Consider the following 20,328-nt stretch of genomic DNA (forward strand, 5'->3'; position numbering starts at 1 on the left):
CTCAGATCCGCGTCAGCGCCTCCCCCACCGCCCGGTGGAAGGTGGGGTAGGCCCAGACCGTGCTCCGCAGTTCCTCCAGCGGCACCCTGGCCTGCACGGCGAGGGTGAGCAGGCCGAGCACCTCGCCGCCGGTCGGCCCGGCCGCGGTCGCGCCGACCAGCACGCCGCCCGCGGCGACCAGCTTGACGAAGCCGTCGCTGCCCGCGCCGTGCACGAAGCCGCGGCTGCCGGCGGCCAGGTCCGCCACCGCCGTGCGCACCGGCAGCCCCACGGTGCGGGCCTGGGCCTCGGTCAGCCCGACCGCGCCCACCTCCGGGTCGGTGAAGGTCACCCGCGGCACCGCGTGGTACTCGGCCGCCCGGCCGCCCCGGCCGAGGATGCCGCGGACCGCGACGTCCGCCTGGTACATCGCCATGTGCGTGAACGCGCCCTTGCCGGTGATGTCGCCGACCGCCCACACCCCGGGCGCGCCCAGCACCCGCATCCGCTCGTCCACCGGCAGCGCCCGCGCGTCGGCCGGGACGCCGAGCGTGCTCGCGCCGAGCCGCTCCAGGTCCGCCCGCCGCCCGGCGGAGACCAGCAGCCGTTCCGCGACCAGCCGTTCGCCCCTGCGGCAGGACGCGGTGAAGCGCTCGCCGTCGTAGCCGACCGAGACCAGCTCGGCGCCGGTGTGGATCTCCAGGCCCTCGGTGGTCAGCACCCGCATCAGCAGCTCGGCGGCCTCCGGCTCCTCCCGCGACAGCAGCCGCGACTGCGCCTCGACCACGGTCACCTGGCAGCCGAACCGCTGCACCGCCTGGCCGAGTTCGAGCCCGATCGCCCCGCCGCCGAGCACCAGCAGCGACCCCGGCAGCCGCTCCGCCTCGACCAGCTCCCGGTTGGTCCAGTACGGCGTCCCGGCCAGCCCCGGCACCGGCGGCGCGGCCGGGCGGGTCCCGGCGGCGAGCACCAGCGCCCGGCGCGGGCGCAGTACGGTCTCCCGGCCGCTGTCGTCGTCCGCGGCCACGCAGACCTCGTTCGGCCCGGTCAGCCGGGCGCTGCCGCGCAGGAACCGGCCGCCGCGGGTGGTGAAGCGGTCGACCGCGACCTTGTCGTCCCAGTCGTCGGTGGCGCCGCGGACATGGCGGACGACCGGCCGCCAGTCGGTCTGCACCCGGCTGATCCCGGCCGAACCCGGCACCCGGTGCGCCTCGCCGACCAGGTTTCCGGCCCGCACCATGATCTTCGAGGGAATGCAGCCCCAGTACGGGCACTCCCCGCCGACGAGCCGCTCGTCGATCCCGACGACGTCCCACCCGGCGTCCGCGAGGCGTCCGGCCACCTCCTCCCCCGCGGGACCCATTCCGATGACGACTGCGTCGGGCGTGGAGACTGTCGGGGCGACCATGACCGGCTCCCTGCTGTGCTCTGGGGTGTGGCCTGTGTCGTTCCACCGTACTCGGGACGGGTTCCGGCGTCTCCTGCTCAGCCGTCTCCGCTGAAGCCGTTGAGGATGTCAAGGAACCGCTGGTAGCCGGTGCTCCAGTCGGCCTCGGGATAGTCGACCAGGATGTCGTACTCGGTCCCGTCGCCCGCCTTGAACAGCTCCTCCACCGCGTGGTGCGGCTGCTGGTCGGTCTTGCTGACGAAGGTGTACTCCCACTGGGCCGCCTCCAGCGAGCCGTGGAAAGTGCCGGTCTTCATGCCGACCAGCTGGTAGCTGCTGTCGTCGACGGTGACGTTCTTCTGCATGTCCCGGGCGTGCCCGATCGGGCTGTCGATCTGGTTCGGGGTCACCCCGAAGATGACCTTGTGCAGGCCGCCGTCCGGGCTGTAGGTGATCGCCAGCGTGCCGCCGCTGGGATCGCTGCGGACCCACGGGTGGCCGGCCGCGGCGGGCGGCAGCGCGAAGGTGAAGCCGCCCGGGTCGTGCCGGTAGGTGTAACCGGGGGCCAGCTTCGGGGTGAAGGCCGCGGCCGGGACCGAGGCGGACGGGGTCGGCGACGCGGGCGGGCTGGTCGGGGTGCCCCCCTGGCCGCCCCGGTCCGTGCCGCCGCTGTGCCCCGTGCTCAGCTCGTACGCCGCGCCGCCGCCGGCCAGCGCGGCGACCAGGCCCGCGACCACCAGCCAGGGCCAGGTACGGCGGCGGCGGCGACCGCCGGGGCGGTCGACCGCGGTGGCGGCCGTCCCCCCGCCGCGCTGAGCCGGAGCGGGCCGGGTCCCCGGCCCCGCGACCGCGGTCTGCCGCCCGGTGACGCCCCCGGCCGGGGTACCGACCGGGGTCCCGGCGGAGGTCCCCTGCTGCGGCGTCGGGCGCTGGAACTCCGACTCGACGTAGCTCGGCCGAAGCCGCTCGGTGTCCCGGAGGGACGGCGACGGCGGCTCGTTCCGGTCCGCCACCGGCACCCGCTGGGTGGGCGTGCGCAGCGGGTCGGACGCGGGCGGCAGACTGATCGCGGTGGTGATGCCGGACGCGACGTCCTGCAGCATCCGGATCGCCTCGGGCGCGCCGGGGCGTCCGGCCGCGTCCTTGGTCATCAGCGCGTGCAGCACCGGCGCCAGCGCCCCTGCCCGCTGCGGCTCCGGCAGCGGGTCGGTGACCACCGCGGCCAGGGTGGTCAGCGGCGAGTCGCGGCGGAACGGCGACTGCCCCTCCACCGCCGCGTACAGGGTCGCGCCGAGGCCCCACAGGTCCGACTCCGGGCCGGGGCGGTGGCCGTGCACCCGCTCCGGGGCCAGGTAGTCGGGCGAGCCGATCAGGTCGCCGGTGCGGGTGAGCGCGGAGTCGCCCTCGTAGGTGGCGATGCCGAAGTCGGTGAGCACGACCCGTCCGGTCGCGCGCTCCAGCAGCACGTTGGCGGGCTTCACATCGCGGTGGATCACCCCGACCTGGTGGCCCCGGTGCAGCGCGGCCAGCACCTGCGCGCCGATCCCGGCGGCCTCACGGGGATTCAGCGTGCCTTCCTGCTCCACCAGTTCGGCCAGCGAGCGGCCGTCGATCAGCTCCATCACGATCCACGGCTTGCCGTCCTGCTCCAGCACGTCGTGGATGGTGACCACGCCGGGGTGCTTGATCCGGGCCGCCGCGCGGGCCTCCTGCCGCATCCGCGACTGGACGATGAGCAGGTCCTCCTCGGCCAGGTGGTTGACCGACAACTCCTTGACGGCGACGTCCCGGTCGAGCATCCGGTCCCGGGCCCGCCAGACCGTGCCCATGCCGCCGCGGCCGAGCCGGTCGCCCAGCAGATAGCGTCCGGCCAGCATTCTCGGCGCGTCGCCGGGCTGGGTGGCCGGGCCGCGCACCGCCTCGTCACCGCGTCCGGGCCCGACTGTCGAGCCCTCTTCCGTACCCACGTGCTCCCCCTCGCCTGCGTTCTGCCGTGTACGTCCAAGCCTGCGGCAGGAACCGGCGGCACCGCACGACAACCCCAGGGTCTGCTGCACAGACTAGGCACCTGGCCGGTCGGCTGGAAAGGCAGGGCCACCCCCGAGACCGGGATGTGACGCTCAGCGAGATACCGATACCACCAGTACCAGGGCCAATAGGACGAAAAGAATGATGCCACCGACGAGCGCGGCGCCCAGCAATGCGGGGTGCCGACGCGGTGCGGCGTGTCGGTGGTGCGGGAATTCAGGATGTTCGAGCACCTCGCCGCGTCTCCGCTGGACCGGCAGCAGGGCGGCTACGGACAGTAGTTCGTCCTGGTCGATCGGCTCCGGCGCGCGGACCAGCAACTGCCGGATCGACTCGGCCGCCTCCGGCAGCGCGGGACGCGCCGCCGGATCGGTCCGCAGCAGCCGCGCCACCAACGGGCCGAGCGGCCCGCACTCCGGCAACTCCGGTGGCGGCGACGGCGGTTGCCCCTGGCCCTGCCCTGGGTTCTGCCCTTGCCGCTGCCCCGGGCGGGTGGCCGTCGCACGGGGCAGTGCCGCGGGGCGGCCCGGACGGCCGAACTGCCCGGAGCGGATCGCGGCGAACAACTCCGCGGTGTCCTGCTGCGGGAACGGCGCCTCACCCGCCACCGCGCGGTAGAGCAGCACCCCGAGCGCCCAGGCGTCCGCCTCGACCCCCACCGCGGGCGCCTGCCGCGGGGCGCCTCGCGGCGGCGGGGGTGTGGTCGGTGCGGGTGTGGTCGTCGGCGGGGAAGCCGGGGGCGACGGCGGTGTGGTCGGTGGCGGGAACGCCGGGGGCCGCGGCGGGGCGGGGCTTCCGATCGGCGCCCCCAGCGGCCCGTCCTGCAGCGACGAGCGCGACGGCGCGGCGGTGGGCGGCGGGCCGTACCCGGGCATGCGGGCATCGACGGGCGGCGCGGGGTACCCGGACGGAGGGGCGTCGGGCGAGGCGGGGTACCCCGACGGGGATGCGGATGCGGGCTGTTGGGCGTACGGCGGCGGTACGGCGTATCCCGACCGCACCGCGTCCGCCCGCGGCACCGCGTCCGTCGGCGGGGGGCCGGTCTGTTCCGGGGACCAGCGTTCCGGGACCGCCCCGACGATCACCGCGCGCGCATCCCTGGCCCGGATCCGCACCGGCGCCCAGGGACCGCCCGGCGCGCCCGCGCCCGGCTGGTCCGCGCCGGGACCGCCGCACAGCGCCTCCTGCGCCACCCCCACCACCAGGCCGCCCAGCAGCGCCGTGCCGTCGTCGCAGACCAGCACCGTGTCCACGGTGACATTGCCGTGCACCAACCCGGCCGCGTGCACCGCACGCAGCGCGGTGACCAGATCGTACGCCAACTCCGCGGCCCGGTACGGGGAGAGCGGGCCGCCCCGCTCCAGCAGCGTGCGCAGGGTCACCCCCGGCACCGCCTCACCGGCCACCCACAGGTAGCCGGCCTCGTCGAACACCTGGAACACCTGGCTCAGCCGGGGATGGTCGGGAACCGTCTCGGCCACGAACGCGGCCAGCGTCAGCGCCCGCGCCGAGGTGCTGTCCGGCCGCCCCGGCGCGGGCAGCGCCACCTGGTCGAACGGCTCCACCACCTCCGGCAGCGGCACCGCGTCGAGCTGCACCTCCGCGCCGCTGCGCTGGTCCACGGCGGCGGCCCCGGAGCCGCGCGGACGCCCGGACAGCAGGTAGCGCCCGCCGAGTACCCGGCCACCGGCCACCCTGCCCCCTCCCTCGTCCGCCGACCTCGGCGTACGTGCCGCCACCGGTCAGCCCGCGGGCTGGAAGCTCGAAAAGAACCGGCTCAGCAGCAGCTGGTTCCGCGCCCCGCTCCAACCGGCGTCGGCAGCGGTCCAGTAGATCGCGTAGCCGTGGGTCGCGTCGGTCACGAAACCCCGGTTGAGCGCGTGCAGCGCACCGCCCTTGGCCGAGTCGTAGGTCCATTCCCAGTCGGCCGCGTCCCAACCCCGGTAGGCGACCTTCCGCAACTGCACCCGCTGGTAGCCGGCGAAGCTGTGCGCTATGGCCGCCTCCTCGGACTTCCAGGCGCCGACCGCGCTGCTGCCCGGCGTCCGGGTCGCGTCGACCTGCAGCGTGCCCTCAGGCCCCTGGTACTTCCAGCTGGTCGCGGACTGGCTGACGATCCGCCAGCCCTTCGGGATCTCCAGCGAGGCCCCCTCAGGACCGGTCACCCGACGGAACCCCCCGGCGGCATCGGCCGGACCGGAGCCGGTCGCCTTGACGCTCTGCGAAGCGGACGGCCCCCCGGCCGCGGACGCCGATGCCGCCGAAGCCGACCCGGACGCCGACGCCGCAGCGGCAGCCGACGCCGCCGACCGGGAGGACGCCGCCGCCGCGCCGGTCCTCTGCTCCCCGTCCCGCTTCCCGTGGTGCTGCGCCAGCACCGCCACCAGCACCCCGGCCACCGCGACCAGCACCAGCGCCACCAGCAGCGCCAGCAACGGCTTCCGGTCCCGCCGCGCGGGCCCCGAGGTGAGCAGCTCCATCGCCGAGGGCACCGGCTCCGGCCCGGCCCCCGGCGCCGCCCCCGCCCCGGCCGAAGCCCCCGCCGCCGAACCCGCCGCCCCTGCTGAACCCGCGGCCCCCGCAGAACCCGCCGCCCGCGGCTCCGCCGGCAGCGGCTGCACCCGGGTCGGCTCGACCACCGGCTCCGGCGCCACCGCCCGCTGCTCGGGCAGGACCGGCTGGTCCAGCACCGCCCGCAGCATCCGCCGGGCCGCGGCCTCGTCCAGCCGCTCGGCCGGGTCCTTCCGCAGCAGGCCCTGGATCACCGGCGTCAGCGGCCCGCCGTTCCGCGGCGGGGTCAGCTCCTCGGTCATCACCGCGGTGAGCGTGGACAGCGCCGAGCCCTTGTCGTACGGCGGGTAGCCCTCGACCATCGCGTACAGCGTCGCCCCGAGCGACCACATGTCGGCCGGGGCCCCCGGGATGCCGCCGCGGGCCCGCTCGGGCGAGATGTACGAGGGCGCGCCGACCAGCATCCCGGTCGAGGTCACCGAGGGGTCGCCCTCGACCCGGGCGATCCCGAAGTCGGTCAGCACCACCCTGCTGTCGTGCCCGATCAGCACATTGGACGGCTTGACGTCCCGGTGCACGATGCCGGAGCGGTGCGCCTCGGCCAGCACCCCCACCAGCTCCAGCCCCACCCGCGCGGCCCGGTGCGGCGTCAGCACGCCGTCCTCCCGGATCACTTCGCTCAGCGAGCGCGACTCGACCAGCTCCATCACGATCCACGGCCGGTCGTCCTCCTCGACCACGTCGTAGACGGTGACCGCGGAGGTGTGCCGGATCCGGGCGATGGCCTTGGCCTCGGTGAGCGCGCGGGCGATCAGCCGGTGCCGCTCGTCCTCGCCCACCCCGGCGGTGAAGCGCAGCTGCTTCACCGCCACCTCGCGGCCGAGCACCTCGTCCTTGGCCCGCCAGACCGTGCCCATCCCGCCCCGGCCGAGCACGGACTCCAGCCGGTAGCGCCGCGCGAGCAGTCTCCCGGCGACATCCCCGTCCCCGGTCACGTCGTCTGTCTGCCCACTGGTCTCGCTGGTCATCCGGCTGCGGTCCCCTCCGTCGTGCCCGTCACCCCCCATCGTCCCCTATCCGAGCGGCACGATCTCCTGCGCCCCCAGCCTGGCGGCGTCCGCCGTCAGGTCGTCAGGCTGCTGCTGCGACTCGCGTTCCGCCTCCACCTGCTTGCGGTAGTGCTCCACCTCGCGGTCCACCTGCTGCTTGTCCCAACCGAGTTCACCCGCCATCAGCTCGGCCACCTCGCGCATCGACGCGGTGCCGCGGTCGAAGGTCTCGATCGAGATCCTGGTCCGCCGGGCCAGCACGTCCTCCAGGTGCCGGGCGCCCTCGTACCGCGCGCCGTAGACCACCTCGGCCCGCAGGTAGTCGTCCGCGCCGGTCAACGCCTCGGCCAGGGACGGGTCCCGGTCGATCAGCGCGACCACCTCCTCGGCCAGCGAGCCGTAGCGGTTCAGCAGGTGCTCGACCCGGGCGATGTGCAGGCCACTGCGCCGGGCCAGCTCGGCCCGGCCGTTCCACAGCGCCTGGTAGCCCTCGGCGCCGAGCAGCGGCACCCGTTCGGTGCAGGACGGTGGAACCCGCTGGTCCAGGCCGTGCACCACCTCGTCCACCGCGTCCTCGGCCATCACCCGGTACGTCGTGTACTTGCCCCCGGCGACCACCACCAGGCCCGGCACCGCGTGCTGGACCACGTGCTCGCGGCTGAGCTTGGAGGTCGCGTCCGACTCCCCGGCCAGCAGCGGGCGCAGCCCGGCGTACACGCCCTCGACGTCCTCCCTGGTCAGCGGCACGGCCAGGACCGAGTTCACATGGTCGAGCAGGTACTCGATGTCGGCGCTGCTGGCCGCCGGGTGGTCCTTGCCGAGGGTCCACGCGGTGTCGGTGGTGCCGACGATCCAGTGCCGGCCCCACGGGATGACGAACAGCACGCTCTTCTCGGTCCGCAGGATCAGCCCGGTCGAGGAGTGGATCCGGTCCCGCGGCACCACCAGGTGGATGCCCTTGGACGCGCGGACGTGGAACTGCCCGCGCGAGCCCACCATCGCCTGGGTCTCGTCGGTCCACACCCCGGTCGCGTTCACCACCTGACGGGCCCGCACCTCGAACTCGCCGCCCTGCTCCAGGTCGTGCACCCGGGCGCCGACCACCCGCTCGCCCTCGCGCAGGAAGCCCACCACCCGGGCCCGGTTCGCGGCCTGCGCCCCGTACGAGGCGGCGGTGCGGACCAGGGTGGTGACGAAGCGGGCGTCGTCCATCTGCGCGTCGTAGTACTGCACCGCGCCGACCAGCGCGTCCTTGCGCAGGCAGGGGGCCTGGCGCAGGGCCTGACGGCGCGACAGGTGCCGGTGCACCGGCAGCCCCCGGCCGTGGCCGCCGGCCACCGACATCGCGTCGTACATCGCCACGCCCGAGCCCACGTACGGGCGCTCCCAGCCGCGGTGCTGCAGCGGGTAGAGGAACGGGACCGGCTTCACCAGGTGCGGGGCCAGCGTCTGCAGCAGCAGGCCGCGCTCCTTGAGCGCCTCCTTGACCAGGGCGAAGTCCAGCATCTCCAGGTAGCGCAGCCCGCCGTGGATCAGCTTGCTGGAGCGGCTGGAGGTGCCGGACGCCCAGTCCCTGGCCTCGACCAGACCGGTGGCGAGACCGCGGGTCACCGCGTCCAGGGCCGTTCCCGCGCCGACCACGCCGCCGCCGACCACCAGCACGTCGAGTTCCTGTTCGGCCATTCGGGCGAGCGACTCCGCCCGCTGGACCGGCCCCAGTGTCGCGCTACGCAAAGCTGCCTCCGCACAGTGGTTCGCTGTCAATGCTGGTGCAGGTCCCAGTCTGCCCGCTGTCCGGCCGAAACGGGCACCGCAGAGCCCTCCAAGATCACCCGCTGGTGCACGCGCAAGGGCCCCGGCGCACGGAGTGTGCGCCGGGGCCCTTGCAGCCTGCTGGGGTCGTCTGTGCAGCCGGTCAGTGCGCGGCGGTGGGCGCCACGGTGACCTCGACCCGCTGGAACTCCTTGAGCTCCGAGTAGCCGGTGGTGGCCATCGCCCGGCGCAGCGCGCCGAACAGGTTCATGGTGCCGTCCGGGGTGTGCGAGGGGCCGTGCAGGATCTCGGCGGTGCTGCCGACCGTGCCGAGGTCGACCCGCTTTCCGCGCGGCAGCTCCTCGTGCACCGCCTCCATGCCCCAGTGGAAGCCGCGGCCGGGCGCGTCGTTGGCACGGGCCAGCGCCGCGCCGATCATCACCGCGTCCGCGCCGCAGGCCACGGCCTTGGCCAGGTCGCCGCTGTAGCCGACCCCGCCGTCCGCGATCACGTGCACATAGCGGCCGCCGGACTCGTCCATGTAGTCCCGCCGGGCCGCCGCCACATCGGCGACCGCGGTCGCCATCGGCACCTGGATGCCGAGCACGGTACGGGTGGTGTGCGCCGCGCCGCCGCCGAAGCCGACCAGCACCCCGGCCGCGCCGGTGCGCATCAGGTGCAGCGCCGCGGTGTAGGTGGCGCAGCCGCCGACGATCACCGGGACGTCCAGCTCGTAGATGAACTGCTTGAGGTTCAGCGGCTCGGCCGCGCCGGAGACGTGCTCGGCGGAGACGGTGGTGCCGCGGATGACGAAGATGTCGACGCCCGCGTCCACCACGGCCTTGGAGAACTCGGCGGTGCGCTGCGGCGACAGCGCGGCGGCGGTGACCACCCCGGAGTCGCGGATCTCCTTGAGCCGGGCGCCGATCAGGTCGGCCTTGATCGGCTCCCGGTAGATCTCCTGGAGCCGGCGGGTCGCCACCGCCTCGTCCTTGACCTCGGTGATCTCCGCCAGCAGCGGGCGCGGGTCCTCGTAGCGGGTCCACAGCCCTTCCAGGTTGAGCACGCCGAGGCCGCCCATCTGCCCGAAGGCGATGGCCTGCTCCGGCGAGACCACACTGTCCATCGGCGCCGCCAGGAACGGCAGCTCGAAGCGGTAGGCGTCGATCTGCCAGGCGATCGAGACCTCCTTCGGGTCCCGGGTCCGCCGGCTCGGTACGACGGCGATGTCGTCGAAGGCGTACGCCCGCCGGCCCCGCTTGCCCCGCCCGATCTCGATCTCGGTCACGTCCAGCCCTTCGCTCAACCTGCTACTGCCAGGTGCCAGTATCCCGTACTAGTGGCCGTGGTAGTTCGGGGCCTCGACGGTCATCTGGATGTCGTGCGGGTGGCTCTCCTTGAGGCCCGCCGAGGTGATCCTGACGAAGCGTCCCTTGGACTCCATCTCGGCGACGGTGGCCGCGCCGACGTAGCCCATGGTCTGCCGCAGGCCGCCGACCAGCTGGTACAGCACCGCCGACAGCGGGCCGCGGTAGGGCACCTGGCCCTCGATGCCCTCGGCGATCAGCTTCTCGTCGGAGCTGACGTCGCCCTGGAAGTAGCGGTCCTTGGAGAAGGACTTCGCCTGGCCGCGCGACTGCATGGCGCCGAGCGAGCCCATGCCGCGGTAGGACTTGAACTGCTTGCCGTTGATGAACAGCAGCTCGCCGGGGGACTCCTCGCAGCCCGCGAGCAGGCTGCCCAGCATCACCGTGTCGGCGCCGGCGGCCAGCGCCTTGCCGATGTCGCCGGAGTACTGCAGGCCGCCGTCGCCGATCACCGGCACCCCGGCCTCGCGGCAGGCGAGCGCGGCCTCGTAGATCGCGGTGACCTGCGGGACGCCGATGCCCGCCACCACCCGGGTGGTGCAGATCGAGCCGGGGCCGACGCCGACCTTCACCCCGTCCACGCCCGCGTCGATCAGCGCCTGCGCGCCGTCGCGGGTGGCGACGTTGCCGCCGATCACGTCGACGTCCACGGCCGACTTGATCTTCGCCATCCAGCTCAGGGCGTTGCTGTTGTGGCCGTGCGAGGTGTCCACGATCAGGAAGTCCACGCCGACCTCGGCCAGCGCCTGGGCCCGCTCCAGCGCCTCGGCGCTGGCGCCGACCGCCGCGCCGACCAGCAGCCGCCCCTCGGCGTCCTTGGCGGCCAGCGGGTACTGCTCGGCCTTGACGAAGTCCTTGACCGTGATCAGACCCTTGAGCCGGCCCTCGGCGTCGACCAGCGGCAGCTTCTCGATCTTGTGGCGACGGAGCCGGCCGATGGCGTCCTCACCGCTTATCCCGACCTCGCCGGTGATCAGCGGCATCGGCGTCATCACCTCGCGGACCTGGCGGCTGCGGTCCGACTCGAAGGCCATGTCGCGGTTGGTGACGATGCCGAGCAGCCGCCCGGCGGCGTCGGTGACCGGCACGCCGCTGATCCGGAACTTGGCGCAGAGCGCGTCCGCCTCGGCCAGGGTGGCGTCCGGGCCGACCGTGATCGGGTCGGTGACCATGCCCGACTCGGAGCGCTTGACCAGGTCGACCTGGTTGGCCTGGTCCTCGATGGAGAGGTTGCGGTGCAGGACGCCGACGCCGCCCTGACGGGCCATCGCGATCGCCATCCGCGACTCGGTCACCTTGTCCATGGCGGCGGACAGCAGCGGGATGTTCACGCGGACGTTCCGGGAGACCCGTGACGACGTGTCCACCGCGTTCGGCAGCACCTCGGAGGCGCCGGGGAGCAGCAGGACGTCGTCGTAGGTGAGCCCGAGCATCGCGAACTTCTCGGGGACACCTGCGGCATTCAAAGACATGGGGCACCTTCCCGTACCGACCCGATACGGCGCCACCGGGGGCCGCTGGAGAGGCAGCTCGGCACCGATACTTGAGTCTACCGGCATCCGGAACGCACCCTTGCGCCACAAGGGCCCCCTGTGCTTGGCGCCACACCCCGCACCGCTCGGCCGACTACGCGGAGAGCCCCTCCGGGCCGCCGAGGGCGAGCGCGCGGAGCCGGCTGAGCGCGCGGTGCTGGGCCACCCGGACCGCGCCCGCGGACATGCCGAGCACCTCGCCGGTCTCCTCCGCGGTGAGCCCCGCGGCGACCCGCAGCAGCACCAGCTCGCGCTGCCGGGCCGGCAGGCAGGCCAGCAGTTCCCTGGCCCAGGCCGCGTCGCTGCTGAGCAGCGCCCGCTCCTCGGGGCCGAGCGCGTCGTCGGGGGTCTCCGGCAGCTCCTCGGCCAGGAAGACCGAGTGGCCGGGACCCTTCATCGCGGCGCGCTGCAGGTCGGCGATCTTGTGGGCGGCGATGCCGTACACGAAGGCCTCGAACGGCCGCCCCTCGTCGCGGTAGCGCGGCAGCGCGCAGAGCACCGCCAGGCAGACCTCCTGCGCGACGTCGTCCACGTGGTGCCTGGCGCCGCCGGGGAGCCGGACCAGCCGGGCCCTGCAGTAGCGCAGCACCAGCGGATGGACCCGTCCCAGCAGCTCGTCGGTGGCCTCGGACTCGCCGCCGACCGCACGGACCACGAGCGCCCCGATGGGCACCGAGGGCCCACCGGTGGTCGCCACGCCGCCCGGGGCAGCGGTCGTCTCGTCGTCGCGCACCGGTCCATGGTGCCTGGTCGCCGCGGAAAACGTGGCACCGCGCCCCGACTTGTGCACAGGAACGTTATGCGCCACCATCGCCCCCTCCCGCCGACTGCCCGCACTCCCCCGAGGATCCCATGCCTTCCATGGTGCGTCCTCGACCCGGAAACAGGCCACCCCCGCCCATCGGGCGGGGGCTGTGTCCTCCACCGGCCCCGGTCCGTCAGCGGACCAGGCCCCAGCGGAAGCCCAGCGCGACGGCGTGCGCGCGGTCGGAGGCGCCGAGCTTCTTGAACAGCCGACGGGCGTGCGTCTTCACGGTGTCCTCGGAGAGGAACAACTCCCGGCCGATCTCGGCGTTGCTGCGGCCGTGGCTCATGCCTTCGAGCACCTGGATCTCGCGCGCGGTCAGCGTGGGCGCCGCGCCCATCTCGGCGCAGCGCAGCCGGCGCGGGGCCAGCCGCCAGGTCGGGTCGGCCAGCGCCTGGGTGACGGTGGCCCGCAGCTCGGCCCGCGAGGCGTCCTTGTGCAGGTAGCCGCGCGCCCCGGCGGCGACGGCGAGGGCCACCCCGTCCAGGTCCTCGGCGACGGTGAGCATGATGATGCGGGCTCCCGGATCGGCGGACAGCAGCCGCCGCACGGTCTCCACCCCGCCGAGGCCGGGCATCCGCACGTCCATGAGGACCAGGTCGGACCGGTCGGCCACCCAGCGGCGGAGCACCTCCTCACCGTTGGTCGCGGTGGTCACCCGGTCGACACCGGGCACGGTCGCGACCGCACGGCGGAGCGCCTCCCGAGCAAGCGGTGAGTCATCACAGACGAGAACGGATGTCATGACCGTCCTCCGTAGATCCGCGTCACGTTGCGCCTCCTGGCTGGTACGAGCAGGTACGAATCGTCTCCGACACGGCCGCGGGCAACCGGCGTCTTCCCCGACGCCCGTGCCGTTCACCGCCTCCGCACTCCCAACGACCGTCACCCGAATGAGTTACGGGGCGGCAGCCGTTCCACCACTGTATGTGGTCGATCCACTACGGATCATCCCCTGTGTGGCGCACTCCGGCGCACAGGCGCGCGGTCTGCCTCCACACCCAACGAGTACCCCCGTACCCAGGACACGCTAACTGTCCGTTTGGCCCGACTTGTTAGATTTTCAGAATCTTAATGAGCATATGCAACGCTGATGGCCTCTTGTCCGATTAGATCTCTATGAGTCATATTTTCTTCTACTAGGACTGCACCGACACCACCCGACACCGAGGGAATGAGCAATGGCAGACTTCTCCCGCCTCCCTGGCCCCAACGCAGACCTCTGGGACTGGCAGCTCTCCGCCGCATGCCGCGGCGTCGACAGTTCCCTGTTCTTCCACCCCGAGGGGGAGCGCGGGGCAGCGCGCAGCTCCCGCGAGCAGTCCGCCAAGGAGGTCTGCACCCGCTGCCCGGTGCGGGCCGAGTGCGCCAGCCACGCGCTGGCGGTGCGCGAGCCCTACGGCGTGTGGGGCGGTCTGACCGAGGACGAGCGCGAGGAGCTGCTCGGCCGGGCCCGGCACCGTCCGCTGGAGGCGCGCGGGGACACCTCGGACGACGAGGACGAGGCGCTGATCCACCACTAGGCGTACGGAGGTCCGGGCCCGGTGCAGAATCGTTTCTGCACCGGGCCCGGAGCCGTCCGCGAAGGCCGTACCCGGCCCCGTCCCGGGGCTCCGGCTAGACCTGGACCGCGACCCGGGCCAGCCGGTCCAGCATCAGTTCCACCGCCGGGACCTGGGCCAGGTCCGGCAGGGTCAGCGCCACCACCTCGCGGAACGCCCCGGAGGCCAGCGGCACCACCGACACCCCGGTCGGCCGCACCGGGGCCAGCGCCAGCTCCGGCAGCACGGCCACCCCGAGCCCGGCCGCGACCAGGCCCAGCACCGCCGGGTAGTCGTCGGTGGCGAAGTCGATCCGGGGCGCGAAACCGGCCTCGGCGCACAGCTCCACCAGGTGCCCCCGGCACTGCGGGCAGCCCGCGATCCACTGCTCCCCGGCCAGCTCGGACAGCGCCACGGGGTCCGCCGCGCCGCGTCCGGCCAGCGGGTGGTCCGCCGGGACCACGCCCACCAGCCGGTCCTCCAGCAGCGGCTGGACCACCAGGTCGGACCAGTCGCAGGCGGCGGCCGAGGCGGACGCCTCCAGCACCGCCTCGGCCCGCGCCTGCCGCCGCAGCCCGGTCAGGTCCCCCTCCGGGAAGTGCAGCGACGTGTCGCGCCCCGGGTAGCGGAAGGCCAGCGCGACCTCGCAGTCGCCGCCGCGCAGCATCGCCAGCGACTCCGGCGGCTCGGCCTCGGTCAGCGACACCCGGACGCCGGGACGGCTCCTCCGCACCGCGGCCACGGCCTGCGGGACCAGGGTGGAGCTGGCGGTCGGGAACGACACCAGCCGTACCCGCCCGGCCCGCAGCCCGGCGATGGCGGCCAGCTCCTCCTCGGCCGCGGTCAGCCCGGCCAGGATTCCGGCCGCGTGCCGGACCAGCGCCTCGCCCGCCTCGCTGAGCCGCACCCCGCGGCCGACCCGGACCACCAGGGTCGTCCCCGCGGACTTCTCCAGCGCCTTCATCTGCTGGCTCACCGCGGGCTGGGTGTAGCCCAGCTCCCGGGCCGCGGCGGAGAAGGAACCGGTACGCGCGACGGCGCGGAGCACTCGGAGATGGCGGGCCTCGATCACCGCCCCAGCATAAGACTCGCTTGGGTCCGGCTCCACAATTCGCCGGTCATCTTATGTGTGCGCACCGCCGGATCGCCCTACGCTGGGCGCCATGGGAAACCTGCTCTCGCTGAACGTCGGCCGCGAACGCGCCACCAGCCACTCCGACGTCGGCGCCACTGCCATCGACAAGCAGCCGGTCCCGGGGCCGGTCGCGGTCACCGCCCCCGGACCGCGCGGCAACGGCGGCTCGGGCAGCGCGCTGGCCGGGGACCAGGTCTGCGACCACCGCAACCACGGCGGCGACGACCAGGCCGTGTACGCCTACAGCCGCGAGGAGCTCGACCTCTGGGAGGGCGAGCTGGGCCGCGACCTGGCCGCCGGGGTCTTCGGCGAGAATCTGACCACGCTCGGGGTGGACACCACCGAGGCGCTGATCGGCGAGCGCTGGCGGATCGGCGGCCGACTGGTGCTGGAGGTCTGCGCGACCCGGATCCCCTGCCGCACCTTCGCCGGCTGGCTGGACCAGGACGGCTGGATCAAGCGCTTCACCCAGCGCGCGCTGCCCGGCGCGTACCTGCGGGTGATCACCCCCGGCGAGATCAGGGCCGGCGACCCGATCACCGTCCTCTCCCGCCCGGACCACGGGGTCACCAGCGGCGTGGTCTTCCGCGCGCTCACCCTGGAGCCGGATCTGCTGCCGCTCCTGGTCGACGTTGAGGCCCTGGCCCCGCACCAGCGCGAACGGGCCCTGCGCCGGGTCCGCCAGGTGTACTGACCCTGGGGCGGACGCGAACGGGCGCGGGGAGCCGCGCCCGCCGACCCCGCACTCTCGTGCGAGGCAGGCGGGGCGGTTCCCCGCGCCCGTGCTGACCGTCGGTCGGACGCCTAGTGGCTGTGCCCGTGCCCGCCGTGCGCGTGCCCGGCGTCGGCCTCTTCCTCGGCCGGCTTCTCGACGACCAGGGTCTCGGTCGTGAGCAGCAGCGAGGCGATCGACGCGGCGTTCTGCAGCGCGGAGCGGGTGACCTTGACCGGGTCGATGACGCCGGCCTTGACCAGGTCGCCGTACTCGCCGGTCGCGGCGTTGTAGCCCTGGCCCTCGTCCAGCTCCGCCACCTTGCTGGTGATGACGTAGCCCTCAAGACCCGCGTTCTGGGCGATCCAGCGCAGCGGCTCGACCAGCGCGCGGCGGACCACGGCGACACCGGTCGCCTCGTCGCCGGTCAGGCCGAGCTTGTCGTCGAGCACCTTCTGGGCGTGCACCAGGGAGGCGCCGCCGCCGGCGACGATGCCCTCCTCGACCGCCGCGCGGGTCGCCGAGATGGCGTCCTCAAGGCGGTGCTTCTTCTCCTTGAGCTCGACCTCGGTGGCCGCGCCGACCTTGATCACGCAGACTCCGCCGGCCAGCTTGGCCAGGCGCTCCTGCAGCTTCTCGCGGTCCCAGTCCGAGTCGGTGCTCTCGATCTCGGCCTTGATCTGCGCGACCCGGCCGGCCACCTCGGAGGAGTCACCGGCGCCGTCGACGACGGTGGTGTTGTCCTTGGAGACGGTGACCCGGCGGGCGGTGCCCAGCAGGTCCAGACCGGCCTGGTCGAGCTTGAGGCCGACCTCCTCGGCGATGACGGTGGCACCGGTGAGGGTGGCCAGGTCGCCGAGCATGGCCTTGCGGCGGTCGCCGAAGCCGGGGGCCTTCACCGCGACGGCGTTGAAGGTGCCGCGGATCTTGTTGACCACCAGGGTCGACAGCGCCTCGCCGTCGACGTCCTCGGCGATGATCAGCAGGGGCTTGCTGGCGCCGCCCTGGAGGATCTTCTCCAGCAGCGGGAGCAGGTCCTGGATCGAGGAGATCTTGCCCTGGTGGATCAGGACGTACGGGTCGTCGAGGACGGCCTCCATGCGCTCCTGGTCGGTGACCATGTAGGGCGACAGGTAGCCCTTGTCGAACTGCATGCCCTCGGTGAACTCAAGCTCCAGGCCGAAGGTGTTCGACTCCTCGACGGTGATCACACCGTCCTTGCCGACCTTGTCCATCGCCTCGGCGATCAGGTCGCCGACCTGCTGGTCCTGCGCGGAGAGCGCGGCGACGGCGGCGATGTCCTCCTTGCCGTCGATCTCCCGGGCGACCGAGAGCAGGTGGTCCGACACGGCCTTGACGGCGGCGTCGATGCCCTTCTTGAGACCGGACGGGCCCGCGCCCGCGGCGACGTTCCGCAGACCCTCGTTGACCAGGGCCTGGGCCAGCACGGTGGCGGTGGTGGTGCCGTCGCCCGCGATGTCGTTGGTCTTGGTGGCGACCTCCTTGACCAGCTGCGCGCCAAGGTTCTCGTACGGGTCGTCGAGCTCGACCTCACGGGCGATGGTGACGCCGTCGTTGGTGATGGTCGGAGCGCCGAACTTCTTGTCGATGACGACGTTGCGGCCCTTGGGGCCGAGCGTCACCTTCACGGTGTCGGCCAGCTTGTTGACGCCGCGCTCGAGCGAGCGGCGGGCGTCCTCGTCGAACTTCAGGATCTTCGCCATGCTTAGGGTTTCCCTCTCAAACAACCGAGCCCGGACACCCGGTCTCACACAGTGAAGACTGGGGGCCCGGGCGGGGTCACGACTCTGCGGTCAGCGTCGCGGCTGCCGAAGCAGCCGGGTACTACGTCGCGCTGCTACTTCTGGACGATCGCGAGGACGTCGCGGGCGGAGAGCACCAGGTACTCCTCGCCGTTGTACTTGACCTCGGTGCCGCCGTACTTGCTGTAGAGCACGATGTCGCCGACGGCGACGTCGAGCGGCAGGCGCTGGCCGTCCTCGAACCGGCCCGGACCGACGGCCAGGACAACGCCCTCCTGGGGCTTCTCCTTGGCAGTGTCCGGAATGACCAGGCCAGAGGCCGTGGTCTGCTCGGCTTCGAGCGGCTGGACCACAATGCGGTCCTCGAGCGGCTTGATGGCAACCTTGGAGCTGGTGGTCGTCACGTTCCGACCTCCCCCTTCGGAGATCACGGGGTGATTCATGTCTTGGGTCGCAGAGGGTGTGGTGCGAGACCGTCGTCGCGGTGCCGGAATCGCCCCTCCGCGGGGTTAGCGCTCTCACCTGGAGAGTGCCAACGACGACACTAGGCCGCCGTTAGCACTCAGTCAACCAGAGTGCCAACGCGTTGCTTACGGGATGATGGCCGGGTGGAGATCGAATCGTTCCGTGCCCTGCTCACCGACGAGGGCCAGACCCTGCTGGCAGAGCTGCGCGGGCTAGCGCCGGGACAGGAGCTGGCGGTGGCCACCAGGCTGCGGCGTTCGCACCCGGCGGAACTCGTCTCGGCCGCGATCGGGCAGGCCGGGCTGCGGCAGCGGGCCGCGGCGAAGTTCGGCCCGGCCGACGCCCAGCGGATGTACTTCACCCCGGACGGCGTCGAGCAGGCCACCCGAACGAGTGTCGCCGAGTGGCGCGCGGCGCGGTTCCGCGCGCTGGGCGTACGCCGGATCGCGGACCTCTGCTCCGGGGTCGGCGGTGACGCGATCGCGCTGGCACGGGCCGGGATCGAGGTCCTTGCCGTCGACCGCGACCCGCTGACCTGCGCCGTCGCCGAGGCCAACGCGGCGGCGCTGGGCCTGGACGGCCTGATCAGGCAGCACTGCGGCGACGTCGCCGAGATCGGCCTCTCCGGCTTCGACGCGGTCTTCGTCGACCCGGCCCGGCGCGGCGGCCGGGGCGGCGGCGGCAAGGGCCGGATCTTCGACCCCGAGGCCTACTCGCCGCCGCTGAGCTGGGCGGTCGGCGCCGCCGGGAAGACCCGGTACGCCGCGCTCAAGGTCGCCCCCGGCATCCCGCACACGGCCGTGCCCGAGGGCACCGAGGCCGAGTGGGTCTCCGACGGCGGCGACGTCAAGGAGGCCGTGCTCTGGTTCGGCACCGACCCGGACCCGGCCGAGCCGCACCGCGCCACGCTGCTCCCCGGCGGCACCTGCCTCACCGGCGGCCGGCTGCCCGACCCGGAGCCGGGACCGGTGCTCCGCTACCTCTACGAGCCCGACGGCGCGGTGATCCGGGCCCACCTGGTCGCCGAAGCGGCCGAGCGGCTGGACGCCACCCTGATCGACCCGACCATCGCCTACCTCACCTCGGCGACGCTCCGTCAGACCCCTTACGCCACGGCCTACGAGATCACCGACACGCTCCCGTTCGGCCTGAAGAAGCTCAAGGCGCTGCTCCGCGAACGCGGCGTCGGCACCGTGGTCATCAAGAAGCGCGGCTCCGCGATCGAGCCGGAGGCCCTGCGCCGCAGGCTCAAGCCCGAGGGCCCGCACTCCTGCACGGTCTTCCTCACCCGCGCCGCCGGCGCCCCGGTGATGCTGCTGGGACAGCCGGTCCGCTGACGCTCCGGCAGGTACTAGGGCTTCTGGATGTAGTCGTCCAGGCGGGCGACGGTGAAGCCCTGTTCCTCGATCCGCTTGATCAGGTTGGCGAACATCTTGGTCATCGTCTCGCCCTTGAGCTCGGCCGGGCCCCGGAAGTGGGCCAGGATGATGTCCCCGTCCTGGAACTTGTGCACCGACGTCTGGTACTGCACGCCGGTGATCTGCATGCTCTCCTTCCAGTAGACGATGGCGCGCGGGCCGCAGGCCTGGACCGCGGCGTTGAGGCTCGCGGTGTGCGCGCCCGCGCCGTACGGGGGGCGGAACAGGAACGGGGCGGTGCCGTACTGGGTGGTCAGGATCTTCTGGTCGCCGCAGACCTCCTGCTTCTGCCGGTCCTCGGAGACGGTGTTCATCGCCGGGTGGTGCAGGGTGTGGTTCTGGATGCTGTTCCCGAGCGCCTGCAGCGGCTTGAAGTAGCCGTAGTCCGACTTGATGGCGTCGTTCATCAGGAACATCGTGAAGGGGACCTTCAGCTCCCGCATCATCTCCACGAACTTCGGGTCCTTCTCCAGGCCGTCGTCGAGGGTGATGAAGACGATCTTCTGGTGCGTCGGCACGCTGTCGATCACCGGCACCGTCCCGGTCCTGGTGAGCTTGATCGGCGGGACCGCGGGCGGGGCCGGGGCGGGCGCCAGCGGCTTCAGGCCCCACTTCCGCCACAGCGCCGCGGTGGCGGCGGAGCCCGCCGCGTCCGACGAGCCGGGCGCGGTCGCGGGCGCGGTGGCCCCGACCGAGGCGAGCGGGGCCGCGGTGGTCGCCGGTGACGACGCGGAGTCACCGCCCCCGGCGCCGCAGCCGGTGGCCAGGGCGGCCAGGGCGAGCGCCCCCGCAGCCGTCGCAAAGGTCCTGCGGTTCCGCTCCACCGTGCACTGCTCCCCGTCGCCGACATGGCTGTTCACTACCTTGTCGGACGGTATCGCCCC

General features: G+C 73.3%; 16 protein-coding genes. 3 read left to right on the forward strand and 13 right to left on the reverse strand.

The features are described from left to right. Window position 1 precedes the first annotated feature (1 nt). The 9 genes from ACEZDE_RS10720 to ACEZDE_RS10760 all read right to left on the reverse strand — a co-directional run bounded on the left by ACEZDE_RS10720 (window position 2) and on the right by ACEZDE_RS10760 (window position 13,155). The gene (locus ACEZDE_RS10720; RefSeq protein ID WP_380534932.1) at window positions 2–1,387 is read right to left on the reverse strand and encodes a dihydrolipoyl dehydrogenase family protein; all 1,386 of its coding nucleotides are present in this window, start codon (window positions 1,385–1,387) and stop codon (window positions 2–4) included. 77 nt (window positions 1,388–1,464) lie between these two features. Continuing rightward, window positions 1,465–3,333: a serine/threonine-protein kinase gene (locus tag ACEZDE_RS10725; protein WP_380534933.1), complete on the reverse strand. Its 1,869-nt coding sequence runs from the start codon at window positions 3,331–3,333 to the stop codon at window positions 1,465–1,467. 153 nt (window positions 3,334–3,486) lie between these two features. After that, on the reverse strand, window positions 3,487–5,088 hold the full coding sequence (locus ACEZDE_RS10730) for a hypothetical protein (protein WP_380534935.1): 1,602 nt from the start codon (window positions 5,086–5,088) through the stop codon (window positions 3,487–3,489). A gap of 48 nt (window positions 5,089–5,136) precedes the next feature. Further along, window positions 5,137–6,933, reverse strand: a complete 1,797-nt coding sequence (locus tag ACEZDE_RS10735) for a serine/threonine-protein kinase (protein ID WP_380534937.1) — start codon at window positions 6,931–6,933, stop codon at window positions 5,137–5,139. A 45-nt stretch (window positions 6,934–6,978) separates the two neighbouring features. Continuing rightward, window positions 6,979–8,688 carry a glycerol-3-phosphate dehydrogenase/oxidase gene (locus ACEZDE_RS10740; RefSeq protein WP_380534939.1) on the reverse strand — a complete coding sequence of 570 codons (1,710 nt, stop codon included), beginning with the start codon at window positions 8,686–8,688 and terminating at the stop codon, window positions 6,979–6,981. A gap of 181 nt (window positions 8,689–8,869) precedes the next feature. Beyond that, entirely contained in the window at window positions 8,870–9,994 is a 1,125-nt protein-coding gene (locus tag ACEZDE_RS10745) for a GuaB3 family IMP dehydrogenase-related protein (protein WP_380534940.1), read from the reverse strand. A gap of 48 nt (window positions 9,995–10,042) precedes the next feature. Beyond that, entirely contained in the window at window positions 10,043–11,545 is a 1,503-nt protein-coding gene (gene guaB, locus ACEZDE_RS10750) for an IMP dehydrogenase (protein WP_380534942.1), read from the reverse strand. A gap of 154 nt (window positions 11,546–11,699) precedes the next feature. Next, window positions 11,700–12,338 (reverse strand): RNA polymerase sigma factor ShbA, encoded by a 639-nt coding sequence (gene shbA / locus ACEZDE_RS10755; protein ID WP_380534943.1) that lies wholly within the window; start codon window positions 12,336–12,338, stop codon window positions 11,700–11,702. Between the two features lie 205 nt (window positions 12,339–12,543). After that, the gene (locus ACEZDE_RS10760; protein ID WP_030251459.1) at window positions 12,544–13,155 is read right to left on the reverse strand and encodes a response regulator transcription factor; all 612 of its coding nucleotides are present in this window, start codon (window positions 13,153–13,155) and stop codon (window positions 12,544–12,546) included. Between the two features lie 436 nt (window positions 13,156–13,591). Here ACEZDE_RS10760 and ACEZDE_RS10765 point away from each other — a divergent pair, with 436 nt between their 5' ends. Continuing rightward, window positions 13,592–13,933, forward strand: coding sequence for a WhiB family transcriptional regulator (locus ACEZDE_RS10765; protein ID WP_380534945.1), 342 nt, complete (start codon window positions 13,592–13,594; stop codon window positions 13,931–13,933). Between the two features lie 94 nt (window positions 13,934–14,027). Here ACEZDE_RS10765 and ACEZDE_RS10770 read toward each other — a convergent pair whose 3' ends face one another. Then, window positions 14,028–15,023 (reverse strand): LysR family transcriptional regulator, encoded by a 996-nt coding sequence (locus tag ACEZDE_RS10770; RefSeq protein WP_380534947.1) that lies wholly within the window; start codon window positions 15,021–15,023, stop codon window positions 14,028–14,030. A 91-nt stretch (window positions 15,024–15,114) separates the two neighbouring features. Between ACEZDE_RS10770 and ACEZDE_RS10775 the strand changes: the two genes are divergently transcribed. Beyond that, entirely contained in the window at window positions 15,115–15,780 is a 666-nt protein-coding gene (locus tag ACEZDE_RS10775; RefSeq protein WP_380534949.1) for an MOSC domain-containing protein, read from the forward strand. Window positions 15,781–15,890: 110 nt separating this feature from the next. Here the strand turns inward: ACEZDE_RS10775 and groL are convergent, their stop codons facing one another. Then, window positions 15,891–17,522, reverse strand: a complete 1,632-nt coding sequence (groL, locus tag ACEZDE_RS10780) for a chaperonin GroEL (protein WP_380534951.1) — start codon at window positions 17,520–17,522, stop codon at window positions 15,891–15,893. 134 nt (window positions 17,523–17,656) lie between these two features. Then, on the reverse strand, window positions 17,657–17,965 hold the full coding sequence (groES, locus tag ACEZDE_RS10785; protein WP_380534953.1) for a co-chaperone GroES: 309 nt from the start codon (window positions 17,963–17,965) through the stop codon (window positions 17,657–17,659). A 204-nt stretch (window positions 17,966–18,169) separates the two neighbouring features. Between groES and ACEZDE_RS10790 the strand changes: the two genes are divergently transcribed. Next, window positions 18,170–19,363, forward strand: coding sequence for a THUMP-like domain-containing protein (locus tag ACEZDE_RS10790; protein WP_380534955.1), 1,194 nt, complete (start codon window positions 18,170–18,172; stop codon window positions 19,361–19,363). Window positions 19,364–19,377: 14 nt separating this feature from the next. Here ACEZDE_RS10790 and ACEZDE_RS10795 read toward each other — a convergent pair whose 3' ends face one another. Then, window positions 19,378–20,304, reverse strand: a complete 927-nt coding sequence (locus ACEZDE_RS10795) for a polysaccharide deacetylase family protein (RefSeq protein ID WP_380534957.1) — start codon at window positions 20,302–20,304, stop codon at window positions 19,378–19,380. Window positions 20,305–20,328: the final 24 nt, after the last annotated feature.

It is taken from the genome of Streptacidiphilus cavernicola (assembly GCF_042510955.1).
GTDB lineage: Bacteria > Actinomycetota > Actinomycetes > Streptomycetales > Streptomycetaceae > Streptacidiphilus > Streptacidiphilus cavernicola.